Origin of the sequence: Amycolatopsis oliviviridis (assembly GCF_014654365.1) — a bacterium.
Taxonomy (GTDB): domain Bacteria; phylum Actinomycetota; class Actinomycetes; order Mycobacteriales; family Pseudonocardiaceae; genus Amycolatopsis; species Amycolatopsis oliviviridis.
Map to the genome: position 1 here is coordinate 1281911 of NZ_BNAY01000001.1, position 13935 is coordinate 1295845.

General features: G+C 68.8%; 12 protein-coding genes. 6 read left to right on the top strand and 6 right to left on the bottom strand.

Annotation, left to right across the window (positions count from 1 at the left end):
* Nucleotides 1-36 precede the first annotated feature (36 nt).
* Nucleotides 37-1587 (bottom strand): S8 family peptidase, encoded by a 1551-nt coding sequence (locus tag IE302_RS05485; RefSeq protein ID WP_229907607.1) that lies wholly within the window; start codon nt 1585-1587, stop codon nt 37-39.
* A gap of 228 nt (nt 1588-1815) precedes the next feature.
* Here IE302_RS05485 and IE302_RS05490 point away from each other — a divergent pair, with 228 nt between their 5' ends.
* The 3 genes from IE302_RS05490 to IE302_RS05500 all read left to right on the top strand — a co-directional run bounded on the left by IE302_RS05490 (nt 1816) and on the right by IE302_RS05500 (nt 6884).
* Nucleotides 1816-4665: an ATP-binding protein gene (locus IE302_RS05490; RefSeq protein WP_229907608.1), complete on the top strand. Its 2850-nt coding sequence runs from the start codon at nt 1816-1818 to the stop codon at nt 4663-4665.
* A 228-nt stretch (nt 4666-4893) separates the two neighbouring features.
* The gene (locus tag IE302_RS05495; RefSeq protein WP_191252329.1) at nt 4894-5646 is read left to right on the top strand and encodes a hypothetical protein; all 753 of its coding nucleotides are present in this window, start codon (nt 4894-4896) and stop codon (nt 5644-5646) included.
* Entirely contained in the window at nt 5643-6884 is a 1242-nt protein-coding gene (locus IE302_RS05500; RefSeq protein ID WP_191252330.1) for a DUF4407 domain-containing protein, read from the top strand. The genes IE302_RS05495 and IE302_RS05500 overlap by 4 nt, the downstream gene beginning before the upstream one ends.
* Before the next feature lie 107 nt (nt 6885-6991).
* Here the strand turns inward: IE302_RS05500 and IE302_RS05505 are convergent, their stop codons facing one another.
* Nucleotides 6992-7852, bottom strand: a complete 861-nt coding sequence (locus tag IE302_RS05505) for a DMT family protein (protein ID WP_191252331.1) — start codon at nt 7850-7852, stop codon at nt 6992-6994.
* 198 nt (nt 7853-8050) lie between these two features.
* Nucleotides 8051-8647 (bottom strand): TetR/AcrR family transcriptional regulator, encoded by a 597-nt coding sequence (locus IE302_RS05510; protein ID WP_191252332.1) that lies wholly within the window; start codon nt 8645-8647, stop codon nt 8051-8053.
* Nucleotides 8648-8737: 90 nt separating this feature from the next.
* On the opposite strand from IE302_RS05510, the gene IE302_RS05515 reads away from it, so the two are divergent.
* The 3 genes from IE302_RS05515 to IE302_RS05525 all read left to right on the top strand — a co-directional run bounded on the left by IE302_RS05515 (nt 8738) and on the right by IE302_RS05525 (nt 11291).
* On the top strand, nt 8738-9178 hold the full coding sequence (locus tag IE302_RS05515; RefSeq protein WP_191252333.1) for a nuclear transport factor 2 family protein: 441 nt from the start codon (nt 8738-8740) through the stop codon (nt 9176-9178).
* The gene (locus tag IE302_RS05520; RefSeq protein ID WP_191252335.1) at nt 9175-10047 is read left to right on the top strand and encodes a Rossmann-fold NAD(P)-binding domain-containing protein; all 873 of its coding nucleotides are present in this window, start codon (nt 9175-9177) and stop codon (nt 10045-10047) included. The genes IE302_RS05515 and IE302_RS05520 overlap by 4 nt, the downstream gene beginning before the upstream one ends.
* A gap of 161 nt (nt 10048-10208) precedes the next feature.
* A complete protein-coding gene (locus IE302_RS05525) occupies nt 10209-11291 on the top strand; it encodes a serine hydrolase domain-containing protein (RefSeq protein WP_229907609.1) in 1083 nt (360 codons plus the stop codon).
* Between the two features lie 154 nt (nt 11292-11445).
* On the opposite strand, the gene IE302_RS42655 is transcribed toward IE302_RS05525, so the two are convergent.
* The 3 genes from IE302_RS42655 to IE302_RS05540 all read right to left on the bottom strand — a co-directional run bounded on the left by IE302_RS42655 (nt 11446) and on the right by IE302_RS05540 (nt 13901).
* The gene (locus IE302_RS42655; RefSeq protein ID WP_229907610.1) at nt 11446-11655 is read right to left on the bottom strand and encodes a dihydrofolate reductase family protein; all 210 of its coding nucleotides are present in this window, start codon (nt 11653-11655) and stop codon (nt 11446-11448) included.
* A 330-nt stretch (nt 11656-11985) separates the two neighbouring features.
* Nucleotides 11986-12957, bottom strand: a complete 972-nt coding sequence (locus IE302_RS05535; RefSeq protein ID WP_191252339.1) for a penicillin-insensitive murein endopeptidase — start codon at nt 12955-12957, stop codon at nt 11986-11988.
* 26 nt (nt 12958-12983) lie between these two features.
* Entirely contained in the window at nt 12984-13901 is a 918-nt protein-coding gene (locus IE302_RS05540) for a peptidoglycan-binding protein (RefSeq protein ID WP_191252342.1), read from the bottom strand.
* Between the last annotated feature and the right edge of the window lie 34 nt (nt 13902-13935).

Genomic DNA, 13935 nt, shown 5'->3' on the forward strand with positions numbered 1-13935 from the left:
GTCGGAAGAATGGGCGGCGCTGTCTGTCCACTGTGGTCAGAACGTGATCGACCAGCCCGTGAGTGTGCCGACGTCGAATCGGTAGATGTCGCGAACCGAGAGTCGCCACGTGCCGTTCGCGTCCTCGCGTGAGGCGTCGACGGTGAAGCTCTGGTGCACGCCGCCGGATTCGCCGACGCCGCCCGCGTGTTTGAGCGGATAGGACGTTCCGCTCGGCCCGACCAGGTCGATGGCGAGGTCTCCGGTGTAGCCGTGGTCGATGTCCACTCGCACCGCGAGCGTGGCCGATGCCTTGCCGTCGCAGGAATCCTGGCTCACGGAGCTCCCCACCGCGGCGTCCGCGTCGGGGATGGCCACGTCCTGGTCGTTGCTCTTCGTCCCGCACCGGGGCGGCGTGCCGCCACCCAGGTCACCGACGTAGAGCACCTTGTTCGGCGAGTCGGTGCCGGGGTTGGTGATCAGGTCCGGGGTGGCGCCGCGCACCAGTGCGTCGCTGACCTGCTGCGGGGTCGCGCCGGGATTCGCGGCGAGATGGAGCGCCGCCCCGCCCGCGACATGCGGAGAGGCCATGGACGTCCCGCTGGCGGTCCGGAACGAGCCTGCGTTGTCACTGGAGTGGATGTTGCCGCCCGGCGCGAAGAGATCGATGCAGCGACCGTAATTCCCGCCGCGGGTGCGGTCCTTGTTGAACCAGCCGACGGTGAGCGCCTCCGGGACCCGCGCCGGGCTCACGCCGCACGCGTCCTTGCCGTCGTTGCCTGCGGAGACCGCCACGACGATTCCCTTGGCCACCAACGCCTTGACCTGTTCGTCGCCGACACCGAGCACATCCATACCCAGGCTCAGGTTCACGACCGCGGGTTTGACGGCGTTCTTGGCCACCCATTCCATCGCGCTGACCGTGGCGGAGTCCGGGCCGGAACCTTTGCAATCGAGCGAGCGCACGGCCACGACCTTGGCCTTCTTCGCCACACCGACGGTTTTGCCCGCGATCGTCCCCGCCACGTGCGAGCCGTGCCAGTAGCAGTCGCCGGCGTCAGTGTCGTTGTCGAGGAAGTCGTACCCGTGGCTCGCTCGCCCTTCGAACTCGGGATGCTGGGTCTGCACCCCGGAGTCGATCACATAGGCGGTCACCCCCTCGCCCGAATTCGGGAAGGTGTACTTCTTGTCCAGGGTGGTGGTTCGCTGGTCGATCTGATCCAGCCCCCACGACGGCGGACTCGGCTGCTCCCCCTCCGCCCTGGTCGTGCCGTCCTGGTGCACTGTCTTGACCGACGGGTCGGCGGCCAGTCGCCGCGCCTGCCGCTCGGAAAGGCCGCGGACCGCGAACCCGTTCAGAGTGACCGAGTACGTGTCGGTCACCTCTCCGCCGTAGCGCCGGGTGAGTGTCGAGGCTTGACCGTCGGCCGCGGCATGGGCGCCGTCTTCGAGCACCACGATGTACTGCCCGGAGTAAGGGCGGTCGGCCTGGACGACGGCCGCTTCCGCTTGCCGCGCCACGGCCACGCCCGCGGTCGTCACCACTGCCGCGGCGGCGACCGCGACGGTGAACAGGTTCGCCATCCATCTCGTTCTGCTTTGTTGCATCGATTCCTCCATCGCGCGTTGAACGGCCGCAGGGGAGTTGTGCCATCGAGCCGCTCGAGGAATCAGCCTTCGGCCTGGCGGACAGGGGAACAAGTGTGGTCGCGACCCGTACCGGTACCTGATCCTGTGTGGACCCAAGTGCCGTAGCTCGCGGGGTTATGACGCCGCTGCCCGCCGACCTACCATGTCGGGCATTCCTCTGCGGACGGATCACCGACAGGAGCGAGCATGGTCGACGGTTGCGCGGATCCTCTCTCCGGCCGATTCCGCTCACCGCCGATGATCGGCCGGGACGCGGAACTCGCCGCCCTGCTGGCCGCGGCGGGGCACCCTCCGTCGGCTGTTTTCGTCGAAGGCCAGGCCGGTGTGGGCAAGTCCAGGCTGGTCACCGAGTTCGCCGCCGCAGCTGCCCGCGCCGGTGCCCCGCGGGTGGTCATGGGGTCGTGCCAGCCGCTGCCTGAACCGTTCCCGTATGGCGTGCTCCTCGACTGCCTCAGCCAGTGCGGCGACCTGCTGGTCGAGCCCGGCCCGGTGACCGGTGCGCTACGGGACCATCTGCCCGAACTCGCCGACCGTCTGCCACCGGCACCGCGTATCCTCGGCGACCCCGGCGCCGAGCGGCACCGGATCTTCCGCGCCGTGCGCGAACTCCTCCGTTCGCTGGGACCGATCGTGCTCGTGCTCGAGGATCTGCAGTGGGCGGATGAAAAGACCCGCCGGGTATTGCGCTTCGTACTGGCGGACCCGCCGCCGGACTTGGCGATCGTGGTCACCTATCGTCGCGAGGAACTGCCGGCCATGGGACCGCTCGGTCACACCTTCCACAGGCCGCACGGAGTGACCCAGCTCGATCTGGCTCTGCGCCCCTTCGGCGCGGCGGACGTACGCGCCATGATCGACGCCCTGGTGGGAGCCACCGTGACGTCGCGTCGGTTCGCCGAGGCCGTCCTGCACGAGACGGCGGGGATCCCGTTCGTGATCGAAGGAACGGTGCAGGCGCTACGCGACCCGATGCGGGACGTACGCGCCGAAGGCGACTCGGCTCGGCGAGTCCTCGAAGGAATCGACGTGCCGGCCTCGGTGGCGGACGCGATCAAGGAGCGGCTGGGAGCCTTGACCGACGCCGCGCGGACTCTCACCGAGGCCGCCGCGGTGCTGGGCGTCCCGGAGACGCCCGAGGTGCTGGGCGTCGTGGCGGGAGAGGTGACCGCGGCGCACCTGATCGCGTCGGTGGAATCCGGTGTGCTCGTGGAGGAACCGGCCAACAGATACGGTTTCCGGTATGACCTCGCCAGACGCGCGGTGTACGCGTCGCTGCCGGGGCCGCGACGGCGGGAACTGCACGAACGCGCCTTCGTCGCGCTGTCCGCGCTTGACCACACCCCCGTCGCCCGCCTGAGCGCGCACGCCAAAGCTGCAGGCAGGAAAGCCGAGTGGTTGCGCTACAGCGAACTCGCCGCCAAAGTCGCGGAGGACGCGAACGACGTGTCCAGCGCGGTCGACCTGCTGACCGAGGTTTTGCATGACGCGGAGACCAGTCCCGAGGTCGCGAACCGGCTGGCGACCAAACTCTGTGACCACGCCCTGACCGGCCTGCCCGGCGGCATGATGACCGCGCGGGTCGAAAGCCTTCTGTCGGACCCGCGACTGGCCCCGGATGTCCGTGCCCAGGTTCACCTATGGTTCGGACTGCTGCTGCAGCGAGAGACCGGGTCGGTCGAGCGCGGCGCCGAGGAGATCGCCCTCGCCCTCGGCCTGCTCGGCGACCAGCCGGAACGCACCGTGCGCGGCATGGCGGCGATGGCCGGGCCGTATTTGGGGTCCGCGTCCATCGCCGAGCACCAGAAGTCGCTCGACCAGGTCGAAGGGATCCTCGACCACCTGCCCACCCAGGCATCGCGCACCGCGCTGCTGGCCACGACGCTCGGCGGACGGCTGATCGTCGGCGACCCGAGCACCTGGGGCCGCATCTCCCGGCTGCCGTCCCCGTCGGACGTGCACGACCCCGAGGAACTCCACCATCTGGCTCGGGCCCACTGCAACCTGGCGGACGCGTGCTCGTGGATCGGGCACTACGCCAGGGCCCGGGAGTTCCTGCGCGACGGGATCACCTTGGCCAAGCGCGTCGGGTCCTCCTACGTCGTCGGCACAGCCGAGGCCACGGCGGCCCGGCTCGACTGGCTCGGCGGACGATGGCAGGGCCTGGAACAGCGTCTCGACAGCTTGATCGAAACCTATGCGGACCTGCTGCTGACGACGGACCTGCACCTCACGCGAGGCTGGCTGGCCGCGGCACGGGGCGAGTGGGTCCGAGCGGAGGAGGCTTTCCAGGCGGCGACGGGTTCGCACCCGACGGCGCAGATCTTCCCCGTGGGCATCTCGGCCGCAGGCGGCATGGCGGGCATGTTCCTCAGCCGGGGCAAGGCCGCCGCGGCGGAGGAACACGTGAGACACGGCGTGACGATGCTGCGAAGCAAGAACGCGTGGGTGTGGTCGGGCGACATCCTGCCCCAGGCCGTCGACTACTACCTGGCAGTCGGCGACGTCGACGCCGCACGGCTGCTCGTCTCGGAAACAGCCGATGGTCTCCGAGGAGTCGACGCCCCACTGGCCCAGGCGGGACTGGCCGCCTGCCGCGCGCGGCTGACCGCGGCCACGAACGACCATCACGAGGCCGGCCGGCTCTACCGAGAAGCGATCGACCTGCACTGGGACCTGGGCTTGTCCTACCGGGCCACCCAACTCGCCGAGCAAGCCGAGGGCGAAACCTTGACCGACTCCGCGGTGCTCGAAGCCCTGACCCAGTCCTACGACTCCCTGGGAGCCACGGTCGACGCCGCCCGCTGCCGCCACCGCGCTCGCAGTACCGGCACAGCCACCCCGTCGCCCCGAGGCAGACGCGGATACGGCAGTGAACTCTCACCACGCGAACAGGACGTCGCCCGCCTCCTGTCAGGCGGTCACACCAACCAGGAAATCGCCCAAGCCCTGTTCCTGTCCCGTCGCACGGTCGAGGAGTACGTGGTCAAGGTTCGGCGCAAACTGAACGTCTCCTCTCGCCACGACGTCCACCTCTAGAGGCCGGACCGCCGAGGAGACAGACGAGGACGAGCAGGCCCCTGGGGCTGTCTTTCTTCACGACGACACACTCATCCTGCGGAAACAGAGTTCTGATCTCGTCCGTGCGCCGGGCCAACGCCCTGGGTGTGGGCTCACCGGTCTTCGAACAAGCGCGTCCCGCGACGTAACGAGTGTCGCCGGCGCAGCGACTTGGGAACGACTTCACCGGTTCGAACGGGCGGTTCCATGCTGTTTTCCAGGCTGACGAAGGTGATCGTCAGCGCGCTCTCCGTCGCGATCACCACGATGGCGCAGCTCAACCTGCCGAATGCCGGCTTCTGGCCGGATCGGCGGCCGGTGCTGTATCTGGCCATCGCCGGGCTCGTCACGATCGCCGGAATCGAGCTCTTCGGCACCGTGGTCGACCGCCTGCAACTTCCCCGGGTACGCGGGTTCGAACAGGAACTGCGCGCTGTGCTCAGCGCAGGGATTTCCCAACTCGCGCACCACTCCCCCGCGGCCTGGCGGGAGATCGGCGTTTCCGCGTACCAGATCCGCGGGTTGCGCTGGAGCCGCCGGTTGGTCCTGGTCGACTCTCTGCGATTGGGTACCGGCCCGAAAGTCGGTGTGCGCTGGCGGCCGGGCCTCGGAGTGATCGGTACCGCCTATCAGCAACAGGATCTGCTGTCGGTCGACTGGGAATCGTATTTCAAATCGGCCGAGAGTGCGGGGCCGACGGCCTGGCAGGCCAGGACCGAGTTGGACCGCTTCGGGTTGAGCTGGGGTGAGCTGATGCGGACGAAAGCACTCGTCGGAGTCACTGCTTGCCCGGTCTACGGCGAAAACGGCGACCTGATCGGAGTGGTGTGTGCCGACGCGCCGACCGATCTGTCCTCACAGCAGGTCGGCGCGACGATGCGGGACATCGCCAACGCGGTCGGGGACTTGGGAACGCCACCGGCGTCGTGGTGGAGCTATGTGGGACGGCGGGTGGCATGACCGGCCACAGGGTATCCGTCACGTTCGTCGAAGAGGTCGCTCGTTTCCAGGGGACCGCCAGCCAGGTCGCCCGGTTGCGGGCCCGGTCTCACACGCGCACCGAATCACCTGCCGACACCGGCGAGGCCTCGCCGCGAAAGGAACGGCGAATCTCTCCGCCAACCGGTGACAAACGGAGGTGGGACAGGTTTCTGTTGTGGTTGGCAGGTGTCGACTATGGGCTGGCTTCCCGGTCATACGTCGACAGGACGCGCTACGCGACAGTCGGCCTCGCGATCTTGGTGACCGCCCTGGCCGCCGGCATTTCCTTCTTCCTGGTGGTGTCCTCCGCGGGCGTCTCGCCGACGATGTCCGTCCTGCTCTCGATCCCCTGGGCGGTGCTGATAGCCACGGTGCAGCGTTCGCTGGCAGCCTCGGGAACGCGGCGATTCGACTCTTTCGGGCGCACGATCGCGGTCGCCTGCTTCCGGACGGCGATCGCCGTGCTCATCGCCGTGGCCATCGCGCAGCCGCTGATGCTCCGGCTGTTCCAACCCGAGATCGAGAACCAGATCCAGACGACGAGGGTGGCGCAGTCACAGGCGTTCACCTCACGCGAGTACAACAGCGAACTCTTCCGCAACGCCAGGAAAGAACTCGATGCCGCGCGTCTCAGGCTGGACCAGGCACGGATGGCCACGCTCTGCGAGATCACTGGCTCCTGCGGAACCGGGCAGGCAGGGCAAGGCAACCTCGCACGCCAACGAAGGCTCGAGGAAGAACAGGCCCAGACGGACTTCGACGCGGCCAACTCCCGCTACCAGACAGTTCTGGCACAGATCGAGCGATCGAGCCAGGCGGTGGCTATGCGACCGGTCGGGCTTGTGGAGCAGTTCGAGGCTTATTCGGACGTGTCGGACCGCAACCCTTCGGTCGCGGCCGCGTTCTGGGTCGTCGGCGCGCTGTTCGTGACCGTCGAGATGCTGCCTGTCCTCTTGATCGGTGCGGCGCGCAGGCGCGGTACGACCCTTTACGAGAAGCTTCTCGCGATCAACGAACGCTACGAACGGGACAAGTTCGAGTTCGAGGCCGCGCTCGCCGCCGGGCAACGCCTCACCGACGAGTCCGATCCCGAAGTCGACGACGTACTGCGCCGCTTCGAACAGCAGCGAGACGAGATCGATCAGAACACCCAGGCCACGCTCAGCTCAGTCGTCCAACTCGCCGAAGAGCGCGAAATTCGCCATCGAGCCGGCTGAGACGCTCGCCACGATGGCCGTAAGGGCAACGAAACGGCCGGGCGCGGGCTCAGGCGGCGCCGTCATCGACGACAACGTCGGTACAGCCGTGAACGACGGCACGCGATTCAGCGGAGCACACGCGACTGTTGAGCTACGTGGAGGGGTTCCTTGGCTTGGGTGGCGTAGTGGGCGGTGACGATCGCGCCGGCCATGGCCAGGATCAGGCCGGTGATCGTGAAGGCGGTGAAGCCGTCGCGGACGCGGTCGTCGAGGAAGACCAGGCCGATGACCGAGGACAACGCCGTGTTCGTGGTGAACATGATCGCGTTGACCGCCGTCGCGCCGCCCTTCTGCAGGGCCAGGGCGAACGCGACCGCCGCGGCCAGGCCGTTGAGGATCATCGCCCACACGGCCGGTTCCACCAGCATCCCCCAGCCCGAGGACGGCAGGTTCAACGTGCGTGCCGAGACACCGACCACGCTGAAGCCGACCCCCGTCGCGAAGCCGAGCACCTGCGCCGCCCAGGGACGGTCGAAACGCCTGAAGTACCACGCGATCGCCCCGACGACCAGTGCCATCGCGGGCAGGACCCAGCGCCACACCTCCGGAAGCGCCTTGGCCGGCCCCGGCTGCGCCGACAGTCCCAGCAAGACCAGGCCGATCGCCCCGATTCCCAGCGCGGTCCAGCCCGGCGCCGTCAAACGGCTGCCCAGGAACGCGGATATCGCGGCCGTCACCCCGATGCTGAACGCCAGCACCGACTGGACGAGGAACAGGGGCAGCCGGTGCAACGCGGCCGCCGCGCAGGCGAAGCCCACCAGGTCGACGCCGATGCCCAGGAAGTAGATCCACTGGCGGCGCAGCCGCACCAGGTCCAGCGCGCTCCCGCCGTAGGCACCCGCGCGACGGACACCGATCGACTCCAGCACCGAGCCACCACCCGAAGCCAGCGCCGCCACCAGCGCGAAGACGTATCCGACGATCACCCCCGCAGTCTGTCACCCCCGTGCCCCAGCCTCCGGACCAGCACTTTCCTTTCACACCATGATCAGGCTCCGTCACCAGGTGTCACCGATCGGCTTTCTGGCATCCACGGTCCTGCTGCTTCTCCACACCGCGGTTGATCATCGACGCGGATCTTTCCTGGCTCAACGCTCCGGGGTGGATCGACGCTGATACCTCCGTCAGCGCAACGCGCGCACGACGAACGCGGACAGTCTCCGCAGGCTCTCGTCCTCGGTGGCTGTCCCGCGATGCACCGTGGTCCACCAGAACGGGACGCCGCCCAGTGTGTCCAGCGCCAGTTCGATCTCCGCCGGTTCGTCGCGGATCTCGCCTCGTCCGACGGCCCGGTCGAACGCGATCCGGGCCCAGGCCCGCCGGGGTGCGGCGACCCTGGTGGTGAACGCCTCGGCGAGTTCGGGTGAGCGCCGGGTCTCCGCCAGCAGGTCCGGGATGATCATCGCCGGGCGCGGGTCGGCCGACTCCCGGTGAAGGAGGACGAGCATGCCGTGGATGTCGTCCTCGAGGTCGCCGGTGTCCTCGGGTTCACCGTCGGGCACGGTGAGGCGGCTGATCGCCTCCATGACCATGTCGAGCTTGCCCGGCCAGCGTCGGTAGAGCGCGCTCTTGCCGACCCCGGCGTGCTGCGCGACCTGCTGCATCGACAGCCGCCCGACGCCGCCCTGGGCCAGCTGGTCGAGGACCGCGTCAAGCACGGCCTCGGTCAGTTCGGGCCGGAGTACGGCGGCGCCGGCCAAAGGACGACGGGACTCGTTCATGAGAGGACCATAGCAGCGACGGGACGGGACCGTATCGTCGTCATGTACGCTAGCGTCGGAACGCAACCGTATCGACGCAACGGAGAACCCGTGGACGACACGCAACGCCGAGCCCGCGCCAACAAGACCATCGACGCCGCCCTCGACCGCGTCCTCGCGCACGACATGGCGGGCTTCGCGGCACTGTGGGCGCCCGACGGCACGATGAGCTTCCCCTTCGCCGCACCGGGGACGATCGACCACGTCGCGGGCCGGGACTCGGTCGCCACACATCTGTCCGGCTACAACGATCTGCTGCTGCCGGGCGAGATCGTCGAGCAAACCCGGCACGACACCGCGGACCCGGACACCCTCGTGCTGGAGTTCGCGATGGCCGGGACCGTGACCGCCACCGGCCGTCCCTACACGCTGCGCTACATCTGCGTGATCACCGTCGGGGACGAGGGCATCACCGCCTACCGCGATTACTGGAGCCCCGCTGCCGCCACAGAGTTGATCGGCGCCCCCGGCCTCCCGGGCGCCGCCGCATGACCACGCTGATCACGGGCGCGAGCGGCATGACCGGGTTCCGCGTCGCCGACCTGGTCGAGCAGGCCGGTGTCGCCGTCCGGCGCGTGAGCCGCTCCTCCCCCACCCGCTTCGACTGGTACGACGCCACGACCCACGACGCCGCTTTCGACGGGGTCGAGGCGCTCTACCTCATCCCCCCGATAGGCGAGGCACGGCCGGCGGCGGTCGTCGAACCGGTGCTCGACCGCGCGGTCCGCCGTGGACTGCGGCGGACCGTCCTGCTCAGCTCGTCCGCGGTGGAGCGAGGACAAGAGGGCCCCGGCGAGCTGCACGACCTGGTCGCCCGGATCATCCCCGAAGCGGTGGTGCTGCGGCCTTCCTGGTTCACCCAGAACTTCCTCAGCCGCGCACCTGGCGTGCGCAACCTGTGGTCGGGCGAGATCGTGACGGCCACCGGCGACGGCAGGCTCCCGTTCGTCGACGTCGACGACATCGCCGCCGTCGCGGCCGTCGCTCTCCAAGCTCCTGCCGCACCGGATCCGGAGCTCGTCATCACGGGTCCTGAGGCGTTGAGTTACGACGACGTCTGTCGCATGTGGACAGAACACACGGGCGACCCGGCACGGCACGTCCGTTTGAGCGAACAGGAACTGGCCGCGCGGTTCTCCGCGAACGGCGTCCCCGCCGACTTCGCGGCGGTGCTCGCCGCACTCGACACGATCGTCGCCTCAGGAGCCCAGGCCACTGTCACCGACACGGTTCCCTCGCTCACCGGCCGCCCGGCGCGGTCCGTGCGGGAGACGCTCAGCGCGACACTGGCACCCGGCAGGCCGCCCGCACCGCAGATGGTGCAGAGGGACGGGCTGAATGGTTCAACCGGCCTCGGGTGATCTGCTCTGTTCGAGTGGTTGTGATTTTCCGCCGCTGCGGGTGCTGATCACCGAACGCTAGCGTCGGCAAGGCCGGCGGCGGACCGCCGCCCAGGGGAGGGCTTTCGGGCCCAAAGGGGAGATTTCCGATCATGCGAAGAACATTGTTGCGACCCTTGACGATGATCCGACTCGTGGCCTTGCTCACCACGGCCGGACTGATCGCCACCACAGGCACCGCATTGGCCGACACCAGCGCCGACCGCAAGGTCGTGCAGGAGGCGCTGGACCAGCTCACCTCGAGCGGCAGCGCGCTCGGCGTGCAGGCCAGGGTGGCCGACGGGCACCAGCGCTTCACCGCGCGCTCCGGCAAGGCGGAACTGGATTCACACCGCCCGGTACCGGAGAACGGCCGGTTCCGGGTCGGCAGCATCACCAAGACGTTCGTGTCGACGGTGCTGCTGCAGCTCTCGGGCGAAGGCAAGGTCGAGCTGGATGTGCCGGTCGTCCGCTACCTGCCAGGGCTGATCGACGGCCGCATCACGGTCCGCCAGGTCATGCAGCACACCAGTGGCCTTTACAACTACACCAACGCGTTGCCGCTCGACCCCGACCAGTTCGAGAAGATCCGCTACAAGCACTGGACGCCGCAGGAGTTGCTCAAGATCTCCACCGACAAGCCGCTCGACTTCGGCCCCGGGACCCGGTGGAGCTACTCCAACACCAACTATGTCGTCGCGGGCCTGCTGGTGGAGAAGCTGACCGGCAAACCGTACGAGCAGGCCGTCGAGCAGCGGATCCTGAAGCCGTTGCGCCTCGACGGCACCGAGGTCCCCGGCGACGACGCCGACATCCACGGCCCGCACGCCCACGGCTACGTGACCGTCGCCGGGAAGCCGAACGACATCACCCGCATCAACCCGTCGGTCGCCTGGGCCGCCGGTGAGATCATCTCCACGACCCGTGACCTGGACACGTTCGGCGTGGCGCTGGCCGGCGGCAAGCTGCTCAAGCCCGCGCAGCAGCGGGAGATCGGCAAGACCACCGCGATCAGCCCCGGATACGGCCTCGGCTTGGAGGTGCAGACCCTGTCGTGCGGCACCAAGGTCTGGGGCCACAGCGGCGGCATCCCCGGCTACTCCTCGCTGCTGATGACCACGCAGGACACCAAGAAGCGGCTGGAACTCTCGGCCACGAGCGCGCCGACCGCGGGCGGCGACCCTGGTCCGGCGTTGACCAAACTGCTCGACGAAGTCTTCTGCTGACGGCTTCCGGATAGCCGAACAGCGAGGCCGTTCGCACTCCGTGTGTCATGAAAGGGCCGTTCAGGACGAAAAATGTCCTGAACGGCCCTTTCATGACATCCGAGAGCGGGGCCTGCTCGCCCTCCCTGTCCACGTCGCGTAACCCCCGGACGGCTCAGCTGCCGCCGTCGAGCGAGCCATCGCCGACACGGAAGCGCAGATGTGTGGCGATCCCTGTGGCGGGTTCGCCCTGCGGGATCAGCTCGCCGAGGCGGCCGGCGAACAGGCCGGTCCCCCGCCCCAGCAGCACCGGGGCGACGTGAAGGTGGACTTCGTCGAGCAACCTCGCGCCGAGCAGTTGCCCGGCGATGTCCGCGCCCCTCACCAGCCCAGTTACGCAGGCCGAGGCCGAAGGTGCGACGTCCGATGACGACGGCCCCGACGATCGAGTTCACCTGCTCGAAGGCGCGGGCGTCCGGCCCGTCGCCCGCCATCCACTCGTGCAGGCGTTCACCGCCGTCGCCCATGGGCTCCTCCGCCCGGACGTTCGGCCCGGCGGTGAAGCCGTCCAGCGACATCGACACATCCAGCACCACCTTGCTCATCACAAGGCCTCCTTCGCTTCCGAGACGCCGCTGTCCGGCACCTTCACGGAAGAGTCGGAGCCGATCCGGACGCCTCGACACGGCGCGAGGACGTCCGGATCGAGCAGGCGTCAGCAGACGTAGAGGTTGTTCGGGTGCACCGCCTCGCAGTAGCGGACGTGGAGATGGTTGTCGTGGTTGGGATAGCTGGTCGTCAGCCCCTCGTCGATCAGCGTGGGGTCGTTGAAGAAGACGAGCTTCACGTGTCCGGGCGCGGCCGCCCGGATGGTCTTCACCAGTTCACGCGTCGCCGCCCGGTCGTAGGTGGACGAACGCCAGGTGATCCTGCCCGCGGTGCATTGCGCGCTGTCGGTCCGCACCGGCCACAGGTCCACGTCGAGCCCCACCTGGTGACTGCCGTGCCCGGGGATGGTGCCGCCGTGCTCGAAGCCGAAGTCCCCCATCGGGAGTTTCCCCTGGCCGGTCGCCGCGAACACCTTCGCGGCCTGTTCGAGCTGGGCCACGGCGGCACCGGTCCCCCAGTTGGCCGCCGCTCCGTTCCCGTCGGGGTCCTGATCGCAGATCCCCTGGCCGAAGTCGGGATAGTCGTGGTGCCAGACGAGGTTCTTCCACGTGGCGGGCCCGGCGATGCCGTCGACGCCGATGCCCGCGTGCTCTTGAAAGCCGCGGACGGCCGTGGTCGTCGCCGCGTCGAACCGCCCGCTGACCGCCAGGTTCAGCCGTCGTTTGGCGTTCAGTTCCAGCTGCAGCGCTTTGACCGCCTCGCCGCTGTCGCCCGCCCGGACCGTCGGGGCCAATGCCGCCCAGGTCTTCGGCCCCGCGATTCCGTCCACACCGAGGCCTTTGGCGGTCTGGAAGGCGCGCACGGCCGCGACCGTGCCGGGGTCGAACACGCCGGTCGCGGGAGCCGCGTGCCCGTGCTGGGTCAGCAAGTGCTGGATCGCCACTACGTCGACACCCCGGTTCCCGGTGCTCTGGGTGTGGAAGAAGGCGTTGCCGTAGGCGTGGGCCGGGGCCACGGCGAGGACCGTCAGACCGGCCGACGCCGCCAGGACGGCGAGTGCCGCCGCGAATCTGCGCATGGGATTCTCCGGTTCTCGAAGTGGTTTCAGTACGAACAACCCGAGGTGGGCAGGCTCGACGGCGAGGGAGGCGCGACACCGTCGTAGATCGCCAGCAGCAACCGCTGCGGGCAGTGACTGGTCGTGCCGATCTTGACGCCGAAGTGCAGGTGCGGCCCCGTCGAGTTGCCGGTGTTGCCCGTGTAACCGATGAGTTGTCCAGGCTGGACCGCCGCGCCGGACGCCACGGCGTGCTGCGAGAAGTGACAGTAGACGAAACGGGCCCCGTTCGCGCTCAGCACGACACCCTTGCCGCAGGTGCTGTCGTTGACGAGGGCCACCGTGCCCGCGGTGACGGCCAGCGCCCGCGTCCCCGTGCCGACCGGCAGATCGATCGCCGGGTAATCGTGATGCGGGTCGTCGTACTCACTCCGCGGCAACGCGGTCCGTGCGAGCGGCAGCGACCAGCCCGCGACGGACGGGGTCCCGCCGATGAGCCACTGCCACGTCGTGGCGTCGATGAGCGACGTCGCGGGGAGTCCGTGCTTGCCCTTGAAGTCGGTCACCGCGCTCGCGGTGCTCGCCGCGAACGTCCCGTCCGGTTTGACCTGGTAACCGTGGCGCGCCAGCTGGTGCTGCGCGCCGGTCACCGCCTCGCCCTTCGCGCCGGTGTCGAGGTTCACCACCAGCTTGCTCCAGGTCTTGGGACCCACGATGCCGTCCGCCGCCAGCCCCTGAGCGGTCTGGAACGCTTTCACCGCCGCTTGGGTCTTCGGACCGACGATGCCGTCGGGGTCGATCTGCGCGCCGCGCTGCCGGAGAAGGTATTGCGCCGACGTCACTTCAGGCCCGGCGGAATCAGCACCCACCAGCGGCCACGCCGGGGCGGCGGCCGCGTGCGCGGACCCCGCGCCGATCATCACCAAGGCCACGACGGTGGCGAGAAAAGTCAGTAAGCGCCGCATGACACTCCTAGCTCGTCCAGGTACGGACCCGGAA